This window comes from Nonomuraea sp. NPDC048892, assembly GCF_040649735.1.
GTDB lineage: Bacteria > Actinomycetota > Actinomycetes > Streptosporangiales > Streptosporangiaceae > Nonomuraea > Nonomuraea maheshkhaliensis.
Map to the genome: position 1 here is coordinate 129124 of NZ_JBEZFZ010000005.1, position 19585 is coordinate 148708.

Genomic DNA, 19585 nt, shown 5'->3' on the forward strand with positions numbered 1-19585 from the left:
GGGGTCTGGCCGTACCGGCTCTTGAAGGCATCGAGCTGTGACGTCAGGAGCGGCGGGCGGCCAGGCGGCCCACGTGTTCCTTGACGGCCAGGATCAGGGCCAGCGTCTCGGGGCCGAGGAGCAGTCCGGCGCAGAGCAGCCGGTACCAGAAGCCCACCGTCAGCGGCCCCTCGGCCAGCCCATCGGCGGCCCAGCGCAGGACCTCGGCGAAGACCGGCAGCAGCAGGAGGCAGAACCAGGCGGCCACGCCGGCCCCGCCGGCCAGCCACACCCAGCGGAACCAGCGCCCGGTACGCAGGTCGGCCTCGCTCGCGTCCGCCAGCTCCGCGGCCTCCTCCGCGCTCAGCCGGCCGAACGCCCGCTTCAGCATCAGCGACTTCACCCGCCACAGGTTGCGGCAGCCGAGCGCGTTGACCAGCACCGCGTACAGGTCGGTGCGCAAGAAGACGAGGCACTGCCAGAGCATCTGCATGACCTTGATGAACACCCAGGCGGCCAGCAGCGACCCGACCAGCTCAGGAGCCCGCCAGAGGCCGAGGTCGATCAGCAGCCGGCCGGTGAGCAGGGCGGCGAGCAGCACGGAGTCCACGGCCAGGCCGGCCAGCAGCGGGCCGTACCGTACCCGGCGCGGCAGCGTCCACAGCTGGGTGAGGTCCGTCTCGAAGACCAGCATGATCATGCGGCGGTCGACGCCGAAGCGGGTCTGGATGCCGAGCGCCCGCGCGCCGAGCCAGTGGCCCACCTCGTGGCTGGCCGCCGCGAACCAGACGAACGGCAGCCAGGCCAGCGAGCTCAGCCCGATGTCGGCGAAGGGGAAGGCGTCGGTGGCGGGCGCGGGGATCAGGCTCGGCCGGAAGGCGAAGACGCCCAGCGAGAACAGCAGGCAGGCGGCGTAACAGGTCCAGGCCACGCGGCCGAAGAAGGGGCGGACGACCTCGGGGCGGACGCTGGTCATCCAGCGGCGGGCCTGGATCGGCGCGGTGCGTACGGGATCGGGCGCGGCGGCCTCGTCCGAGGGGTCGGCCAGGAAGCCGAGCTCCCCGAGCGTCTCCACGAACGACGGCACGTTCACCGGCTCGCCGGCGAACTCCTCCGCCTCGGCCGCCGCCTCCTCGACGCTCGCGCCCCGCTGGAGCGCGGCGATCACCACCCCGCCGACCGCCGGGATCGTCACGAACGTGCCGGTCGCGGGGTCGCCGACCAGCACCTCGTCCTCACCCTCCGGCACGACGCTGAGCGCCTTGAGCGCGACGGTCCCCGTGGCGGTCATGGACGCTCACCCTCGCGCGGCGGCGCCAGCCGGCAGACCCGGCAGCCGGGGTTCCTGGGCAGGGCCTGCCACGAGGGTGTCAGTCCTTCGCGCAGATCGAGGGTCACCCGGAAGCCGGCCGCGCGCGGCGGCTCGTACCCGGTCAGGTAGCGCTGCGCCTCGAACGCGAGCAGCGAGCCGACCTGCATCGCCATCGGCCCCGTGAGCGGGTTGCTCAGCTTCATGTTCTCCACGATCCGGTACGCGATCCCCTCCGAGGTGTCCTCGGCGGGCCGGTCCGCGTAGTCGCAGGCCAGACAGGCCGTCCGGCCGGGATCCACGGAGAGGTACATCAGCTGCGTCCGGTTCGCACCGCCCAGCACGTACGGGACCCCGGCCCGGACGGCGGCCTCGTTCGCCCAGAGGTTGGCGTGCGGATGACCGTCGAGGCCGCCCGCGATCAGGTCGATGCCCTCGACCAGGTCCGCGAGGTCCCCGGGGCAGGAGACCCAGCGATCGACGGCGTTCACCTTGATGCCCGGGTCGTAGTCGCGCACCCACGCGGCCGCGCGCTCGGCCTTGGACAGGCCGATGTCGGCGTGCCGGTAGAGGAACTGCCGGGCGAAGTTACGGGGTTCGACGCGGTCCTGATCGACCAGCGTCAGTTCGCCGACGCCGAGGCCGGCCAGGCACTGCACGAGGGAGGAGCCGCCCCCGCCGACGCCGAGCACCAGGACGTGCGCTTCGCGCATCGGCCGCTGGAAGCCGGCGCGGTGGCGGTCCAGGGCGGCGTAGGTGCCGTAGAAGCAGAGGTTGGAGAAGTGGCGTTCGTCCTCGTCCGGGTCGCCGAGGCTCCTGCCGTCGGCGTCCTCGACCAGGCCCAGGGAGTCGAGCCCGCGCAGACCCTGGCCGACGTCCTCCGCCGAGACCTCGAACCCGCGCGCGCCGAGGGCTTCGCTCAGCTCGGCCGCCGTCCGCGGGGCCCGGCGCAGCTCGCTCAGGAGCGCGGCCACCTGCCCGTCGGGATCGCTCAGGGTGATCGCCTCGCGGGCGTCGAAGACCACGAGCAGATCCTCGCCGTCCGCCTCCCAGTCACATTCCTTCAACGCCACACGCATCGTGCCTCCAGCGCCAGTACGCAAAATGGGGCCCCGCGGGGAGGGCGACGGCGCTGCGCGACGTGAGCGTCGTCGTCTCGTCTCCCTCCCCGCGGAGAAATCGCCAGGCGGTGTCAGCGCCTCACGTGGCGGGGTTCTGGGTGGCCTTGACGGACTCGACCTTCTTGACCTTGATCTCCATGACATTCCTCCTCGTGAGGTTCCGCGGCCGTGAGTGCCGCTTGAGGCAAGGGTGGTCTTTGGTGCTGAAATAGCGCTGAATTTCCGCTGAGTCGGCGGTTAGGCTGCCATGAGATGATCACCGCCGGGCACTCGCGGAGGGCACGGGGGTGGCTGGAATGCGTGGGTGGTAAGACGTGGGTGGTTGACCGTGGACGGCCTTGAGTTCCGCCTGCTGGGGCCGGTGGGGGTGTGGGACGCCGGGCGGCGGCTCGGCCCCGCCACCGCCCAGCAGCGGACCGTGCTGGCGATGCTGCTGCTCGAAGCGGGGCGTCCCGTGCCGGTGACGCGGCTGGTGAGCGCGTTGTGGGGGGCCGAGTCGCCCGAGTCCGCGCGTAACGCCGTGCAGGGGCACGTCTCCCGGCTGCGCCGGTTGCTGGCGCCGTACGAGGAGGCCGAGCTGGTGACCACGGCGCACGGCTACTGCCTCACGGTGGCGCGCGACCGCATCGACCTGTTCCGCTTCCGCGAGCTGGTCCGCGCGGCCGGAAACGCCGGCGGCGAGAGCGGGGCGGGCCTTGGGAGCGGGGCGGGCGGTGAGAGCGGGGCGGGCTTTGACAGCGGCGCTGAGCGCGCCGTCGGGCTGCTGCGCGCCGCGCTGGCGCTCTGGCAGGGGACGGCGCCGCTGGCCGACGTGGCCGGCGGGTGGCTGCCCGACGTCGTCGTTCCCGGCATCGAGGAGGAACGGCTGACGGCACTGGAACGACGACTCGCGCTCGACCTGCGGCGGGGACGGCACCAGGAGGCGGCGGCGGAACTGACGACCCTGGTCGGCGAGCATCCGCTGCGGGAACGCCTGGTGTCCCTGCTCATGACGGCGCTGCTGCGCTGCGACCGCAGGACCGAGGCCCTGGCCGTCTTCCGCCGCGTCAGACGCGGCTTCGCCGAGGAGCTCGGCATCGAGCCCGGCGAGGAACTGCAACGCCTCCACCAGGCGATCTTGGCCGGCCGCGACACCATGACGGCACCCGCCGGCGTCGTCGCCGTGCCGCGTCACCTGCCCCCTGACACCGAGCTGTTCACCGCCCGGGAGCAGGAGCTGGCCGCCCTGGACCGGCTGACGCTCCCGGCCCCTGACTCCACCGCCACGCACGCCATGGCCCCGTGCGTGATCACCGGCACGGGCGGCGTCGGCAAGACCACCCTGGCCGTGCACTGGGCGCACCGGGTGAGCGACCGCTTCCCCGACGGCCAGCTCTACGTCAACCTCCAGGGGTACGGCCCCACCCACATCGCCCGGCCGCCCGGCGAGGCGGTGCGGCTGTTCCTGGACGCGCTGCGGGTGCCGTCCGAGCTGGTGGGGGCCACGCTGGAGGCGCAGGTCGGGCTCTACCGCAGCCTGCTGGCGGAGCGGCGCATGCTGATCCTGCTCGACAACGCCCTCGACTCCGACCAGGTACGGCCGCTGCTGCCGAACGCGCCCGGCTGCCTGGCCCTGATCACGAGCCGGGCCGAGCTGACCGGCCTGGTCGCGGCGGAGGGCGCCCGCACGCTGTCGCTGGGGCTGTTCTCACCCGAGCAGTCCCGCTTGCTGCTGACCCGCCGGCTCGGCGTGGACAAGGTGGACGCCGAGCCGCGGGCGGTGGACGACATCGTCTCCCGGTGCGCGGGGCTGCCGCTGGCCCTGGCGATCGTGGCCGCCCGCGCCCAGACGCGCCCGTCGTTCCCCCTCAAAGCCCTGATCTCGGGCCTGGACAATGCAGAAGGGGAGGGGAACGCAGGCCCGCGCGGTGACGGCGGGCTGGACGTCTTCGACGGCGGTGACGCCTCGACGAACATGCGGACCGTCCTGTCCTGGTCCTACCGCGCGCTCACCCCCGACGCCGCCCGCCTGTTCCGCCTGCGCGGCCTGCTGCCCGCGCCCGAGATCTCCACCGCCGCGGCCGCCAGCCTGGCCGGGATCCCGGTACGCCAGGCGCACCACCTGCTGACCGAGCTGACCAGGGCGAGCCTGGCCGTGGAGCGCACCCCGGGACGTTACGGCCAGCACGACCTGCTGCGCGCGTACGCCGAGGAGCTGACCCGCCTGCACGACTCCGAGGCCGAGCGCCACGAGGCGCTGCACCGGCTGCTCGACCACTACCTGCACAGCGCCTGCCTGGGCGACCGCCTCCTCGACCTCTACCACCGCGTCCCCCTGACCCCGGCGCCGCCCCGGCCCGGCGTGGTCGTGGCCCGCATCACCGACCGCGCGCAGAGCGAGGCCTGGTTCGGCCGCGAGCACCGGACGCTGCTGGCCGCGATCAGGCACGCCGCGCGCCTCGGGTTCGACCGGCACGCCTGGCAGCTGGCCGGCGCCTGCTGGGGCTTCCTGTCGCAGGAGGGACGCTCGGACGACCAGGCGGCCGTGCACCACATCGCGCTGGAGGCGGCGACCCGGCAGGACGACCCGGCCGCGCAGGCTCACGCCCACGTGGGGCTGGCCCAGGCCCTCATCCGGCTCGGCCAGGACGCCACCAGCGAGGCCCACCTGCGCGCGGCGCTCGACCTGTTCGGCGGGCAGAACGACGCGGTCGGGCAGGCGATCTGCCTCATCTACCGCAGCGTGATCGAGGACCGTCGTGGCCAGTACGACGAGGGCCTGCGCCTGAGCGACCAGGCGCTGCGCCTCTGCCGGGCGGCCGGCGACCGGGCGGGCGAGGGCCGGGTGCTGAACAACATCGGCTGGTTCCACGCCCAGCTCGGCGCGTACGGGGAGGCGCTGCGCCGCTGCCAGGAGGCCCTGGCCATCCACCGCGAGATAGACGACCTTCCCGGCGAGTCCGCCACCCTCGACAGCTTGGGCCACATCCACCACCTGCTCGGCCAGTACGAGCAGGCGATCACCTATTACCGCAGGTCCCTGGCCTGGCGGCGGGGCGGCAAGCGCGCCCTCGGCGCCAGGACGCTGCGTCGGCTCGGCGAGGCGCAACTGGCGGCGGGCCGGCTGCGCGAGGGCCGCTCGACCCTCCAGCGCGCTCTCGCCCTCACCGCCGAACTCGCCCCCGGCGACGCCGACGCCCTCCGCACCCGCCTCGCCGCCCTGTCCGACCCCATCGACTGACCTGCTCCGCGCGGCCTGCGGGTCCGGGTTGACGGCTGGGCACGCGGGCCGGGCCGGCGGTCGCGGGCCGGGCCGCCGTACGTCGCGGAGGAGAATCGGCTCGTGGCAGCAGAACCCTCGACTCAGCCCGGCGCCGGGCGGACGGCGTTGCGGCCGGTGGACCTGGCGCGCGAGGTGGGCGTCTCCACCCAGCAGATCCGCAACTACGCCGACGCGGGCATCCTGCCGCCGGCCGAGCGCACGCCCTCCGGCTACCGCAGGTTCGACACCCGGCACCGTGCCGCCCTGCTCGCGTACCGGACGCTGGCCAGGGGTTTCGGCTGGGACACCGCCCGCGCGGTCATGCAGGCCATCCACGAAGGGGACGTACCACGAGGACTCGCCCTCATCGACGCGAGCCACGCGGCCCTGCACGGCCGGCGCCAGGAGCTCCAGGCGACCAGCGAGGCCCTGCACGCCGTGGCGAGCGCCGCCCAGGCCCCGGACACACCCGCGCGTGTGATGCGGATCGGGGACGCCGCCAGGCACCTCGGGCTGCGTGCCTCGGCGCTGCGGTTGTGGGAGTCGGCCGGGCTGCTCAGGCCGCCGCGCGAGCCAGGCACCGGCTACCGGCGCTACGGCCCCGAGGACGTCCGTGACGCTCGGATGATCAACATCCTGCGCCAGGGCCGCCACCCTCTGCCGCAGATCAGGGCTCTGCTCGACGAGCTGCGCAGGACGGGGAGCACGCGGGCGCTGCGGAGCGCGATCGAGGAGCGGCGGGCGGAGCTCACCCGTACGGCGGCGGCCATGCTGACGGGCTCCGCCGCCCTGCACCACTACCTGAGCGCGGACGCGCCGGAAGGCGGTCTTTTCCCGGGCGGGTGAGCTGCGACCGTCCAGTTGAGACTTTCCGGCCACGACTACCCGTATTTCCAGCGGTGGTGGCAGCCAACTCTCAACCTGGAGCTTCAACGATACGCTTGAAGTCGTGAAAGTCCATCCACGCGAGGACCTCGCATCGGCCCCGGAGTGGATCCGGGTGGCCGGTGCCAGAGAGCACAACCTGACCTCCATCGACGTAGAGATCCCGAAACGCACGCTGACGGTCGTCACCGGCCTGTCGGGGTCGGGCAAGTCGTCCCTGGTGTTCGACTCGATCGCGGTCGAGGCGCAACGGCAGTGGAACGAGACGCTGCCGGCGTTCGTCCGTACGTTCCTGCCGAGTTCGGCGCGGCCGGACTTCGACCTGATCGAGCACCTGCCCGCGACGATCGCGGTGGACCAGCGGCCGCTGTCCGGTGGCCCGCGCTCCACGGTCGGCACCATCACCGACATCGCGCCGCTGATGCGGCTGCTGTTCTCCCGCGCGGGCGAGCCGTTCGTCGGTTACGCCGACGCGTTCTCCTTCAACATGCCGGCCGGCATGTGCCCGGAGTGCGAAGGGCTGGGCGAGGTCGTCGGCGTCGACCTGGACGCCTTCCTCGACCCGGCCAGATCCCTGAACGACGGCGCGCTGCTGGCGCCGCTCTTCGCCGTCGGGTCGCGCGACTGGTACCTGCTGGCCGCATCCGGCCGGTTCGACCCGGCCAAGCCGGTGGCGGACTTCACGCCGGAGGAGCGGGAAGAGCTGCTTCACGGTACGGGCGGCACGGTCCCCGTGGACGTGGGCGGCCAGCGGGTGAACATGACCTACGAGGGCGCGGTGGTGAAGTTCCGCCGCCGTTACCTCGAACCCGACCGCGAGCCGGGCACGCGGACCAAGCAGTTGATCGCCCGGTTCACCACCTCGGTGCCCTGCCCCGCCTGCGGCGGCACGCGCCTGTCCGCGCTCGCCCTGGACAGCAGGATCGCCGGTCACTCCATCGCCGACCTCACCGCGATGGAGGCCGACGACCTGCTCGGCGTGCTGCGCTCGCTGGACGTCCCGAAGGCGAAGCCGGTGATCGAGGCGTTGATCTCGCGCGTGGGTCACCTGGCCACGATCGGCCTGGGCTACCTGAGCCTGGACCGCCGCACGGGCACCCTGTCCGGCGGCGAATCGCAGCGGGTGAAGATCGTCCGGCATCTCTCCAGCAGCCTCAACGACCTGCTCTACGTCTTCGACGAGCCGAGCATGGGGCTGCACCCGCGCGACGTGCACCGGCTCACGGACCTGCTGCACGCCCTGCGCGACAAGGGCAACACGGTGCTCGTGGTGGAGCACGACCGCGACGTGATCGCCGCTGCGGACCACGTCATCGACATGGGCCCGGGGGCCGGTGCGGCGGGCGGCCGGGCGGTGTTCGCGGGCCCGCCGGGCGAACTGGCCGCCTCCGGCACGCTGACAGGCGACTTCATGAACGCCCCGACCCGGCTCAAGGAACGGGTGCGCATTCCGTCCGGGATGATGCCGGTCGTCGACGCCCGCACCCACAACCTGCGCGACCTCGACGTGGACGTCCCCGCAGGGGTGCTCACGGTGGTCTGCGGGGTGGCGGGCGCGGGCAAGTCGAGCCTGATCAACGGGGCCTTCCGTACGCAGTATCCCGACGCGGTGATCGTCGACCAGTCGATGCCGCACACGAACCGCCGCTCCACCGTCGCCACCTACACCGGCGTGGCTGATCCGATCCGGGCCGAGTTCGCCAGGGCGCACAAGGTGAGCCCGTCGTTATTCAGCGCGAACTCCTCGGGCGCCTGCCCGGCGTGTGCCGGCCTGGGGGTGATCTTCACGGATCTGGCCTCCCTGGAGGGTGTGAGCCTGACCTGCCAGACCTGCGACGGCAGGCGGTTCACCGACGAGGTGCTCGGCTACCGGGTGCGCGGCCTGACGATCAGCGACGTGCTGGAGTTGACCGTCGGGGAGGGGCGCGAGCACTTCGCGGGCAACGCCAGGATCGTCCCGGTGCTGACGGCGGTCGGGGACGTCGGGCTCGACTACCTGCGGCTGGGGCAGCCGCTGACGAGCCTGTCCGGGGGCGAGTGTCAGCGCGTCAAGCTGGCCGTCCATCTGAGCGGCAGGGGCGACACGTATGTGCTCGACGAGCCGACGAGCGGCCTGCACCTGGCCGACGTGCGGCGGCTGCTGACCACTCTCGACCGGCTGGTGGACGAGTACGCGGCCACGGTGGTGGTGATCGAGCACAACCTCGACGTGATCGCGTACGCCGACTGGCTGATCGAGCTCGGCCCCGAGGGCGGCAGCCGCGGCGGTCGGCTGCTCTACCAGGGGCCGCCCGCCGGGCTGCCCGCCGTCCCCGCCTCCCCGACCGCGACCTACCTGCGCCGGGCACTGGAAGGGAGCGCGTCATGAGCGGTGGGGATCGGCGGCGGCTGGCGGCGACGGTGGCGGGGGCGGCGGACGCGGTGGTGAGCATGCTGGCCGCGCATCCGATGCGCGGATCCGGCCCTTACCCGGCCGGCGACGTGCTCGCCGTCCTGCTCGGCCAGCAGCGGATCCTGCTGGAGACGGTGGACGGGTGGGAGGGGCCGCTGGCGGTGACCGCCGACGGCCGGCCGGAGCCGCTGGCGGGCGAACTGGCGCTGTTCATGAGCTACCTGCAGCTCTCGTGCGTGCTGTATCGGGGGCTGTCCGACATCCCCGCTCCCATGCGGGCCGACGCGGCCCGGCACCTGTCGACCATCCACCTGGCCGGCCGCCGCCTGCGCGACCACGCCCGCCGCGCCGCCCGCACGGCCTGACCCGTCCGGGACGTGGGTCGCGGGGGCGGCCTGGTCCAGGCGCGCCCACGGGATGACCGGAGGCGCGGCAGGTCAGACCGTGGGCAGACGGCGGGGTATGACTCAGGGTGGATGCGCGGGGGAGTGCCCGGTTCCTACGATGAGCGGGTGATGCGGACTCCCCGCTGGCTGGTGCTGGTCGGTCTCGGGCTGCTGGTGCTGCTGGTCGGGCTGTCTTGGGCGCAGACGATCGCGGCCGGCTGCGGCTGCGTCCCGCCGTTCGCCGGCGGCGCCGCCTTCCTCGTCCTCTGCCTCGTCATGGTGCGCACTGCGCCGGGCCGCCCGGCCGAGGTGGCCGGGCTCCTGGCGCCCGCCGCCATCGGGGCCCTCACCGGGCTCGCGGTCAACAGCGTCGGCTGGTTCATCCTGGTGCTCTACATCGCGTTCGTCGCGCTCACCCTGCGGCTCTGGCCGGGGATCGTCATGTGGCTCGCCTCGCTGGCCGTGGTGCTGGTGGCGGCGTTCACCACCCCCGACCCCGGCTGGCCCAACTGGCTGGGCGCCGTGACGCTCGTCTTCTGGAGCGCCTGGGCCGCGCGCTACCGCATCGACGTGGGCGAGCGGCTGCACCGCGCCGAGCGGGCCGCCAGCGCCGCCGCCACGCTGGCCGAGCGGCAGCGGCTGGCGGCCGACCTGCACGACATCGTCGCCCACACGCTCGCCGTGACGGTGTTGCACCTGGGCGGCGCGCGGCTGGCGATCGAGCACGAGCCGGAGCGGGCGGCGGCCGGGCTCGCCGAGGCCGAGCGGCTGGCCCGGCAGAGCATGGCCGAGCTGCGCAAGGTGGTCAGGGTCCTGGCCGAGGAAGGCGCCGATCCCGCCGTGGTCGCGCCGCAGCCCACCGCGCCCCGGCTGCCCGAGCTCTTCGACGAATACCGTACGGCGGGCCTCGATCTGGAGTCGAGTGTCGAGGGCGAGCTGTCCGTGGTGAGCCCGACGACCGGGATGGTGCTCTACCGGCTCATGCAGGAGGCGCTGGCCAACGCGAGCCGGCACGCGCCGCGCCGTTCGGTCGAGGTCCGGCTGCGCGTGTCGGACGAGGGCGGCGTCGAGGCCACGGTGGCGAATCTGCTGCCCGATCGCCCGCCCCGGCAGAATGGCGGCATGGGACTGCGGACGATGGCGGATCGGGTGCGCATGGTCGGCGGCCGGGTCACCGCCGGCCCCGAGGACGATCGGTGGGTCGTGCGGACGGAGTTACCGGCATGATCTCGGTGGTGCTCGTCGACGACCAGGAGCTGGCCAGGGCGGGTCTGCGGACGATCCTGCGCGAGCCGTACGGGTTCGACGTCGTGGGCGAGGCGTCCGACGGCCGGGCCGCGCAGGCGGAGGTCGCGCGCGCCCGGCCCGACGTCGTCGTCATGGACATCCGCATGCCGCACATGGACGGCGTCGAGGCCACCCGCGCGCTGCTGGCCGCCGATCCGGCCTGCCGGGTCCTGGTGCTGACCACGTTCGGCGAGGACGGCGTGCTGGCGGCGTCGCTGCGGGCCGGCGCGTCGGGGTTCTGCCTCAAGGACGCCCCGGCCGAGGACATCCAGCGCGCGGTCCGCGCGGTGGCGTCGGGTGACGGCTGGCTCGATCCGGCCGTCTGCGGGCGGGTGCTGCGGCGCTACCGCATCGATCCGGTGACCGACCCCGACGCGGTGCGGCGGCTCGGCGACCTCACCGCCCGCGAGCTCGACGTGCTCAAGCTCATCGGCCGGGGGCTCACGAACGCCGAGATCGCCCGGCAGCTCGTGATCGGCGAGGGCACGATCAAGACCCACGTCGGCCGCATCTTCACCAAGCTGGCGGTACGCGACCGCGCCGCGGCGGTCGTCTTCGCCTTCGACCACGGCGTCGTCCGCCCCGGCGAGTCGCCGGGTATGACTGGGGGCTGACTTCAGGTTCTGCTTGGGGCCAGACGACAGGCGGGGCGGCATCGAAGACCGTGAAGGCATGCTACTCAAAGCCCCCAGCCCACAGACCACCGCCTACGCGCTCCCCGCCATCGCCTGGCGGATCACCGGCCCCATTGCCGCCGCCGTCGTGGTCACCCTGCTGATCCTCAGCCCGTTCTACGGCTACCACCGCGACGAGCTCTACTTCCGCCTCCTCGGCCAGACCCCCGCCTGGGGCTACTTCGACCAGCCCCCGCTGACCCCGCTGCTGGCCCGGCTGTCCACGGAGCTGTTCGGCGACACCATCGTCGGTCTGCGGGTGATCCCCGCCCTCTGCGCGGGGCTGTTGATCCTGGTCGGCGCCGCGATCACCCGCGAGCTCGGCGGCCGGGCGGGAGCCCAGACGCTCGCCGCCGCCGGTCTCGGCACCGGCATGTTCCCCCTGGTCGTCGGGCACACCCTGCTCACCCAGTCGGCCGACTTCGTGTTCTGGACGACCTGCATCCTGTTCGTGCTGCGGGCCCTGCTGCGCGGCGACGGACGGTGGTGGCTGGCGGCCGGCGCCGTGGCCGGGGCGGCGACGTACAACAAGCACCTGATCGTGCTGCTGATCACCGGGCTGGCCACCGGCCTGCTCATCGGCGTCGGGCTGGCCGTGCGCGGCCCGCGCGCCGTCTTCGCCGAGCGATGGTTCTGGTCGGGGGCGGTCCTGGCCGCCGTGCTCGCCTCCCCGAACCTGGTCTACCAGGCCGTCAACGGCTGGCCCCAGCTCACCATGGCCGCCACGCTCAGCGAGCCGATCAACCGGATCATGTTCGTGCCGATGACGGTGGCGCTGCTCAGCATGGGAGCGTTCGTGATCGCCGTGATCGGATGGCGCCGGCTGTATGGGCGGCAGGAGACGCGGCCGCTGGCCATCGCGACCCTCGTGACGATCCTGCTCGGCTGGGCGTCCGGCGGCCGGGCCGACTACGTCGCGGGCAGCCTGATCTTCGCCTTCGCGGCCGGCTGCGTACCCGTCGCCGCGTGGATGGAGCGCCGCGCCGCCCGGCGCGGAGCGGTGTGGTGCGGGCTGCTCGGCACCTCGCTCATCGGGATCGCCGTGGCGCTGCCGCTGCTCCCGCTGCCGGCGCTGGGCTACTCGCCGAACGAGGTGTCCAGGGAGTCGGTGGGCTGGCCGCGCTTCGCCGCCCAGATCGCCGGGGTGCAGCGGGAGCTGCCGCAGGGGACGGTCGTCATCACCGCGAACTACGGCGAGGCCGGCGCGCTCAACCGATTCGCCCCGGACGTACCCGTCTACAGCGGGCACAACGAGCTCTGGTACCAGGGCCCGCCGCCCGAGACTGCACGCACGGTGGTCGCCGTGGGGCTGCCGCTCGAGGAGCTGCGGACCCGCTTCGCGCGGTGCGCGTCCGCCGGAACCGTCGACCACGGCACCGGCGTCCCGAACGAGGAGCTGGGCCTGCCCATCACCATCTGCTCGGAACCGCACACCCCGTGGACCACCGGCTGGACCGACTACAGGCACGCGAGCTGAGGGAGTCATCATGAGCGCCGTCCTGATCGTCATCCCGACCTACAACGAACGAGACAATCTGCCCCGCATTGTCGCCAGGATCTGCGTTGCCGTGCCCGCCGCCCACCTGCTCGTCGTGGACGACGACAGCCCGGACGGCACCGGCCGGATCGCCGACCGGCTCGCCGCCGAGCTGCCCGGCGTGCACGTCCTGCACCGTAAGGAGAAGCAGGGCCTGGGCGCCGCGTACACGGCGGGCTTCCGCTGGGGGCTCGCCCGCGGGTACGACCTGCTGGTGGAGATCGACGCCGACGGCTCGCACCCGCCCGAGCGGCTGCCCACGCTGCTGAGCGCCGCTGGGCGGGCCGATCTCGTCATCGGCTCGCGCTGGACGCCCGGCGGCCGGGTGGCGAACTGGCCGCGTCACCGGGAGCTGCTCTCGCGCCTGGCCAACCGATACGCCCGGCTGGCGCTTCGGCTGCCCGTCGCCGACGTCACCGGCGGGTTCCGCGTCTACCGGGCCGCCGCGCTGGCCCGGATCCTGCGCGGCGGCGTCGAGTCGCGCGGCTACTGCTTCCAGGTGGACCTCACCCTGCGGGCCGTGCGCCAGGGCTGCACGGTGGCGGAGGTGCCGATCACCTTCGTCGACCGTACGGCGGGGGCGAGCAAGATGGACGCGGGCGTCCTGTTCGAGGCGCTCTGGCGGATCACCGCCTGGGCCTTCCATACCCTCTCCGGGCCCGCGCCCACCGGCTCGCGATCATGAAACGGCGGGCGCTCCCGTCAGCGGCCGGTCAGGTCGAGCTGCAGGTAGTCGAGGTTGAAGTTCTGGTACGCGCTCTCCGGCATGCGCAGGACCAGCTCGTGCGTGCCCTTGGTGAGCAGGCGGCGCTCCAGCGGCTGGAGCGTGAACGCGTCGTGGTTGGTGGTGTTCGCGATCGGGGCCGTCGTGCCGGTGCCCGTGCCCCAGTCGAGCACGACGGTGCCGGCGGGGGAGTAGGGCGAGGAGACGCGGGCCGAGACCTGGTAGAGGCCGGCCTTCCTGACCTCGAAGCGGTACTTGAGCCATTCGCCGCCGCGGATCCAGTTCACCGCGATGGCGCCTTCGAGGTCGCAGATGTCCACGCCCTCGTCGGGGCGGGCCACGGTGCAGCGGTTGGGGTCGAGGTCGTGGTAGCCGACGCCCTCGCCGCCCGGCGCGAAGTCCTCGCCCTCGACGCGGATCGTCCGGTCGCCGTGCTGGCGCCCGTAGCGGGACAGGTCGCCGCCGTCGCGCCAGTAGTCGAGCGCTTCGACGTTGTCGGTCTGGATCATGTTCGCGCCGTAGGTCCTGACCAGGGTGCGCCAGCCGAGGTTCTCGTCGCGCAGGGACGCCTCGTCGGTGTACTTGGCGGCCAGGCCGTACCACATGCTGTTGATCCAGACGCGGCTGTGCCGCGCGATCTCGGCCAGCGTCTCCCGCGTGACCTGCGGATCGTCGGTGCTGTCGAAGACCACCTCGTACGCGACCGGCCGGCGGCCGGGGAAGGTGCCGACGACGCCGGCGGTGGCGTCGTCGATGATGTGCATGTAGAGGATCTCGGGGTCCTGGGCCATGAAGGCGGCGGCCTCCTCGACCGTGGGAGCGCCCTTGAACAGGCCGTGGTCCACGGTGCCTGTGCGCTTCAGCACCTCGTACATCTGCTGCCTGACCGGCCAGCCCTTGTCCAGGTTGACCAGCGCCCTTCCCTTGGCGGTCCGCATCGCCTCCTCGAAGGTCGGCACGGTGTGCTCGGTGACCGCGGCCTGGCCGCCGCCCAGGCCCTGCTTGAGGTGGAGCGCCTTGATCTGGTCGAGGGTCAGGTCGGCCACGCGGCCGGTGCCGTCGGTGGTGCGGTCGACGCTCTCGTCGTGCATGAGCACGAGGTGGCCGTCCTTGGTGGGCCGTACGTCGATCTCGACGACCTCGGCGCCGTCCCTGATGGCGGCGTCGATGGCGGCCAGGGAGTTCTCGGGGGCCGCGCGCCACTGGCCGCGATGGGAGGCGATCATGAGCGGGGCGCCGCGGCCGTGCTTGAGCAGGCGCTGGTGAACGCGGTCGATCCCGCCGGGCGCGGTCGCCGCCGCGGGGGCCGGGGGGAGCGTGGTGAGGGCGGTGGCGCCGGCCAGAGCGATCAGGCCGGTGGCGGCCAGGCCACGACAGAACTTCCGAATCATGGACATAGACCCTGTAATGACGACATGTCGCTCATATGAACAGACGGCGGACGCCCCCGCAAGCCGAGATGATCTCGCGGCGGCCGCTGTGCGGGTCAGCGGGATGAGGCGCGGAAGGAGCGGCGGTAGTTGTCGGGCGGGACGCCGACGATCCGTTTGAACTGGCGCCGCAGCGTCGTGGCGGTGCCCATGCCGGTGGCGGCGGCGACCGCCTCCACGCTCTCGTCGGTGGTCTCCAGCAGCTCCTGGGCACGGCGTACCCGCTGGGTCAGCAGCCACTGCAGCGGCGTCCGCCCGGTCACCGCGCGGAACTGGCGGGCGAGGTTGCGCGGGCTCGTGTTCGCCTGCCGCGCCAGCTGCGTCACCGTGAGCGGCTGGTCCAGCCGTTCACTGGCCCAGGCGAGCACGGACGCGAGCGCGTGGTCGCCGGCGACCCGCACCGGCGTGGCCACGAACTGGGCCTGCCCGCCCGGACGATGCGGCGGCATGACCAGGCGGCGGGCCACCGAGTTGGCGATGGCCGCGCCGTGGTCGAGGTGGACCAGGTGGAGGCAGAGGTCGACGGCGGCGGCCTTGCCGGCGGCGGTCAGGACGCTGCCGTTGTCCGTGTAGAGGACGTCCGGGTCCACGACGGCCTGAGGATGACGGGCGCTGAGCTCGGCGGTGTGCGCCCAGTGGGTGGTGGCCCGGCGGCCGTCCAGCAGGCCCGCCGCTCCGAGGATGAACGCACCTGTGCAGAGGGAGGCGATCCTGGCCCCCGCCTCGTGTGCCGCGCGTACGGCCTCGACCAGCTCAGGGGGCGGCGGCTCGTCGATGTCCGCGCACGCGGGCAGGATCACGGTGCCGGCCTCGGCGAGCCGGTCCAGCCCGTGATCCGGCTCGACCGCGAACGGGCCGACCCGCACCGGGCCCGGGCCGCAGAGCCGGACGTCGTACCAGCCGTCCACGGCTTCCTGCGGCGGGTTGCCGAAGATCTCGTAGGCCACGCCCAGCTCGAAGTGCAGCAGGTGCCCGGCGGTCGCCAGCGCGACGGTGTGCATGTCCGAAAGTGTACGCATGCTGTCGTTCCGGACTCTCACACTTGGGGTCCGCGTCCGTGGAGAGTGGACTCCTCAGCACAACGGAGATCGGGGAAGTCATGAGTACGTCGGACGCGGTGGTGGTCTACGGGGCGACGGGGCACACGGGACGGTTCGTCGTGACCGAACTGCTCCGGCGCGGTTTCACCCCCATCCTCTCGGGTCGCGACGCGAACCGCCTGACGGCACTGGCCAAGGAGCTCGGGGAAGGGCTCGCGCCGGGCAGCGTGCAGGCGTCGGGTCGAGTGGCGCCGGGCGGGGTGGAGGTGCGGGCGGCCTCGGTGGATGATCCGGAGGCGCTGGATCGGGCGCTCGCCGGCGCGGCCGCCGTCGTCAACTGCGCGGGGCCGTTCGCGGTGACGGGAGGTCCCGTGGTCGAGGCGGCCCTGCGAGCCGGCATCCCGTACGTGGACGTGGCGGCCGAGATCGAGGCGAACGCGTCGATGTTCGCCACCTACGCCGAACAGGCCGCGCAGGCCGGGACGCCGGTGGTGCCCGCGATGGCCTTCTACGGCGGGCTCGGCGACCTGCTCGCCACAGCGGCCCTGGGGGCCCTGGGCGGCTCGACGGCCGCCGACGAGGTGCACGTCGCGTACGGGCTGAGCAGCTGGCATCCCACGGAGGGCACCAGGGCGGCGGGCCGGGTGTCCCACGAGCGCCGCGCCGGCCGCCGGGTCCGGTTCAGGAACGGCGCGCTGGAGTACCACGACGACGGGCTGACGGAGCAGGACTGGGCCTTCCCCGAGCCGCTGGGCCGGCGGGCGGTGCTCGCGGAGTTCACCATGGCGGACGTCGTGACCGTATCGAGCCACTTGGACGTGCCCGAGGTGCGCGGCTACATGACGGTCGTGGCCGCGCGGGACCTGTCCGGCGCCGACACCCCGGCGCCCGAGGCGGCCGACGAGTCGGGGCGCTCCGACCAGACCTTCGTCGTGGACGTCGTGGTGCACGCGGACGGCGTCGAGCATCGCGCCACGGCCGCCGGCCGGGACATCTACGCGATCACCGCGCCACTGGCGGTGGAGGCGGTGGCGCGCATCCTGGCGGGGGACTTCCGGGTGAAGGGGCTGGCCTCGGCCGGCGCGATGTTCGACGCGGCCGGCTTCCTGCGCTCCTTGGAGCCGCACCTGACGGTCGAACTCCCCGAACCGGCCAAGGCGTCTTGACCGGCCAAGGCATCCTGACCGGCCAAGGCGTCTTGACCGGCTGGGGCCGATCGGGTCGGCTTGGCCTCAGCCCGGAGCCGGGGCGCTCGGGTCTCGCCGGAGTGCTCGCCCCCGCCGTGGCCGGCCGCGTGGCCGGCCACGCCGGGGCGCACGAGCCGGCCGGGCGCTGGAAGCCCCCGTTCGTGTCGGAGCCTTCCAGCTCGCGTTCTCGTACGCCCCGGCCCGGTCAGCAGTCCGTGCGGGGCAGCGTGGCGTCGCGGCGGACCTGGGTGTGCGGCAGCAGGCGTACGTCGAACGAGGCCGTCCTGTGGCCGTCGGCGCTCACCTGGACCTCCTGCTTCAGCAGGCCGTCCGGCAGCCACAGGCGGTAACGGCCCTGCGCGTCGGTGGTCGCCGTCCACGAGTCGCGGCCCCGCCGCAGCGTCACCGTCGCGCCCGGCAGCGGGCTCACCTTGCCGTCGCACGCCTTCGAGCCCACCTCGCCGGACAGCCGGGCCCAGTGCCAGGGCGCCTCCGCCTTGAGGGTCACGCCGATGGCCGGCGCGGGATACGGGGTGTCCTCGTTGACCGTCAGCCGTGCCTCGTACGTTCCCGGCTCGGCGAGCTCGCGGGCGTCGAGAGTGAGGGTGACGCGGACGCTGCGGCCGGGCGCGAGGGTGCCGTGCCCGGGGTCCGCGCTCAGCCAGGGCGCGGCCGTGCCCGCCGGATCGCAGTCGTCCAGAGTGGGCAGGACCTCGCCGAACGGAGTCACGCGCGGGCCGTTCGCGCCACCGATCTTGTACAGGCCGCAGGCGGTGGCGCCGCGGTAGAGGGCGTTGCGGGAGTTCGGCAGCCTGGTCCAGGCGTCGGCGTCCGGGTCGTAGACGAGGGTACGGGCGGCGGGCGTGCCGTCCTGGCCCCAGCCGGTGACCACGTAGAACTTGCCGTCCACGAACGCCGAGGCGGGCTTCTGCCTGGCGTCCGGCATGTCGGCCAGCCGGGTCCAGGTCTTGGCGGCCGGGTCGTAGACGTAGGAGGCGGGGGTGCCGCCCTCGCCGCGCAGGGAGCCGCCGAAGGAGTAGACGCGGCCGTCGTGGTACCCAACGGCGTTGTCCCTGATCGTGGTCGGATAATCCGATATATCCACCCAAGGCGCCGCCGCCGGCACTCCACCTTCGGTTGCCTGCGTCCCGTCCGGCGCGGATGTGGTGTCGTCCGCAGTGGCGGCGGGCTCGGGCCTCGTGCCGGCCGTCGCGGCGGTGGTCGGTGCGGGTGCTGCGCCGTCGCCGGGCCGCTGAACACCTCGCGCTCGCCCTCCCGCTACGCCACCACCCGCCCCGAGCCCGTCGCGGTCTCTTGACCCGCCTCCGAGCGTCCGCCCCGGTCCCGTAGTCCGAGCCCGCCCCGGTCCCGTAGTCCGAGCCCGTCCCGAGCCCGTCCCGAGCCCGTCCCGAGCCCGTCCCGAGCCCGTCCCGGCCCCGTGGCCCGGTCTCGGCAGGCAGCCTCCCTGTGTCGTATATTTCCTACATTGTCTGTAGGATTACCATTCAATTGCTGCGTGGACGCTCCGAAAGGGACCTGCCGTGACATCCACAACGACGGTCGCCACCCCGCGCGACGACCCGGCCCCCGACGGCCCGCTGCTGCTCGTCGACCAGGTGGCGATCGGCTACCAGCGGCAGGGCCGCCACGTGCCCGCCGTCGAGGAGGCGACCTTCGAGGTGGCGTACGGGGAGAAGGTCATGCTGCTCGGCCCGTCGGGGTCGGGCAAGTCGACCATCCTCAAGGCCGTCGGCGGGTTCCTGCGTCCCACGTCCGGCCGCGTCGTCGTCGGGGGCAGGGAGGCGCCGGAGCCGGGCCCCGACCGGGCGTTCGTGTTCCAGGAGTTCGACCAGCTGTTCCCGTGGCGCACCATCCTGGGCAACGTCAGCTACCCGCTCAAGGTGACCGGCGCCGACCGGGCCGGGGCGCGGCGCCGGGCCATCGAACACCTGGAGCTCATGGGCCTGCACGACGTCCTCGACAGCTATCCGCACCAGCTGTCCGGCGGGATGAAGCAGCGGGTCGCCATCGCGCGGGCGCTCGCGATCGACCCGCTCATGCTGCTCATGGACGAGCCCTTCGGCGCCCTGGACGCCCAGACGCGCGGACGGCTCCAGCGCGAGCTGGCCGACATCGTCGCGCGCACCCGGGTGGCGCTGCTGTTCGTCACCCACAGCATCGACGAGGCGGTGCTCCTCGGGGACAAGGTGGTCGTGCTCGGCGGCCGTCCCTCGCGGGTCAGGGAGATCGTGGACGTGTCCGGCCTGGACGGCCCCGACGCGCCCGGCTTCGCCGACGCCCGGCACCGGCTCCGCGCCCTGCTCGCCGAGGAAGGGGAGGACCTCGACGGTGCCGTCTTCGAATAGCGCATCCCCTCCAGCTTCCGCAGTCGC

15 protein-coding genes are annotated in these 19585 nt (G+C 73.2%); 10 read left to right on the plus strand and 5 right to left on the minus strand.

What is annotated here, in order from left to right; genetic code table 11:
• Positions 1-43: 43 nt before the first annotated feature.
• Together AB0C28_RS18000 and AB0C28_RS18005 are read right to left on the minus strand one after the other, a co-directional pair.
• Positions 44-1270, minus strand: coding sequence for a hypothetical protein (locus AB0C28_RS18000; protein ID WP_358075712.1), 1227 nt, complete (start codon positions 1268-1270; stop codon positions 44-46).
• A complete protein-coding gene (locus tag AB0C28_RS18005; protein ID WP_358075715.1) occupies positions 1267-2367 on the minus strand; it encodes a ThiF family adenylyltransferase in 1101 nt (366 codons plus the stop codon). The genes AB0C28_RS18000 and AB0C28_RS18005 overlap by 4 nt, the downstream gene beginning before the upstream one ends.
• A 370-nt stretch (positions 2368-2737) precedes the next feature.
• Between AB0C28_RS18005 and AB0C28_RS18010 the strand changes: the two genes are divergently transcribed.
• From AB0C28_RS18010 to AB0C28_RS18045, 8 genes are all read left to right on the plus strand, one after another.
• Positions 2738-5629: a BTAD domain-containing putative transcriptional regulator gene (locus tag AB0C28_RS18010; protein WP_358075718.1), complete on the plus strand. Its 2892-nt coding sequence runs from the start codon at positions 2738-2740 to the stop codon at positions 5627-5629.
• Between the two features lie 102 nt (positions 5630-5731).
• Entirely contained in the window at positions 5732-6496 is a 765-nt protein-coding gene (locus AB0C28_RS18015) for a MerR family transcriptional regulator (protein WP_358075721.1), read from the plus strand.
• A 103-nt stretch (positions 6497-6599) separates the two neighbouring features.
• Positions 6600-8903 (plus strand): excinuclease ABC subunit UvrA, encoded by a 2304-nt coding sequence (locus tag AB0C28_RS18020; protein ID WP_358075724.1) that lies wholly within the window; start codon positions 6600-6602, stop codon positions 8901-8903.
• Positions 8900-9292: a hypothetical protein gene (locus tag AB0C28_RS18025; protein ID WP_358075727.1), complete on the plus strand. Its 393-nt coding sequence runs from the start codon at positions 8900-8902 to the stop codon at positions 9290-9292. Before AB0C28_RS18020 ends, AB0C28_RS18025 begins: the two co-directional genes overlap by 4 nt.
• Before the next feature lie 150 nt (positions 9293-9442).
• A complete protein-coding gene (locus tag AB0C28_RS18030; RefSeq protein WP_358076482.1) occupies positions 9443-10540 on the plus strand; it encodes a histidine kinase in 1098 nt (365 codons plus the stop codon).
• Positions 10537-11214: a response regulator transcription factor gene (locus AB0C28_RS18035; RefSeq protein ID WP_358075730.1), complete on the plus strand. Its 678-nt coding sequence runs from the start codon at positions 10537-10539 to the stop codon at positions 11212-11214. The genes AB0C28_RS18030 and AB0C28_RS18035 overlap by 4 nt, the downstream gene beginning before the upstream one ends.
• A gap of 58 nt (positions 11215-11272) precedes the next feature.
• Positions 11273-12751, plus strand: a complete 1479-nt coding sequence (locus tag AB0C28_RS18040) for a glycosyltransferase family 39 protein (RefSeq protein ID WP_358075733.1) — start codon at positions 11273-11275, stop codon at positions 12749-12751.
• 10 nt (positions 12752-12761) lie between these two features.
• Complete coding sequence (locus tag AB0C28_RS18045) at positions 12762-13496, plus strand: polyprenol monophosphomannose synthase (protein WP_358075736.1); 735 nt, start codon at positions 12762-12764, stop codon at positions 13494-13496.
• Positions 13497-13513: 17 nt separating this feature from the next.
• Here the strand turns inward: AB0C28_RS18045 and AB0C28_RS18050 are convergent, their stop codons facing one another.
• Positions 13514-14932, minus strand: a complete 1419-nt coding sequence (locus tag AB0C28_RS18050) for a glycerophosphodiester phosphodiesterase family protein (RefSeq protein ID WP_357863060.1) — start codon at positions 14930-14932, stop codon at positions 13514-13516.
• Positions 14933-15021: 89 nt separating this feature from the next.
• Entirely contained in the window at positions 15022-15966 is a 945-nt protein-coding gene (locus AB0C28_RS18055; RefSeq protein WP_346107347.1) for a helix-turn-helix domain-containing protein, read from the minus strand.
• Between the two features lie 98 nt (positions 15967-16064).
• Here AB0C28_RS18055 and AB0C28_RS18060 point away from each other — a divergent pair, with 98 nt between their 5' ends.
• Positions 16065-17171, plus strand: a complete 1107-nt coding sequence (locus AB0C28_RS18060; RefSeq protein ID WP_358075739.1) for a saccharopine dehydrogenase NADP-binding domain-containing protein — start codon at positions 16065-16067, stop codon at positions 17169-17171.
• A gap of 226 nt (positions 17172-17397) precedes the next feature.
• Here the strand turns inward: AB0C28_RS18060 and AB0C28_RS18065 are convergent, their stop codons facing one another.
• A complete protein-coding gene (locus AB0C28_RS18065) occupies positions 17398-18297 on the minus strand; it encodes a kelch repeat-containing protein (RefSeq protein ID WP_358075742.1) in 900 nt (299 codons plus the stop codon).
• A 436-nt stretch (positions 18298-18733) separates the two neighbouring features.
• Here AB0C28_RS18065 and AB0C28_RS18070 point away from each other — a divergent pair, with 436 nt between their 5' ends.
• Positions 18734-19558, plus strand: a complete 825-nt coding sequence (locus tag AB0C28_RS18070) for an ABC transporter ATP-binding protein (protein WP_357855567.1) — start codon at positions 18734-18736, stop codon at positions 19556-19558.
• Positions 19559-19585 lie beyond the last annotated feature (27 nt).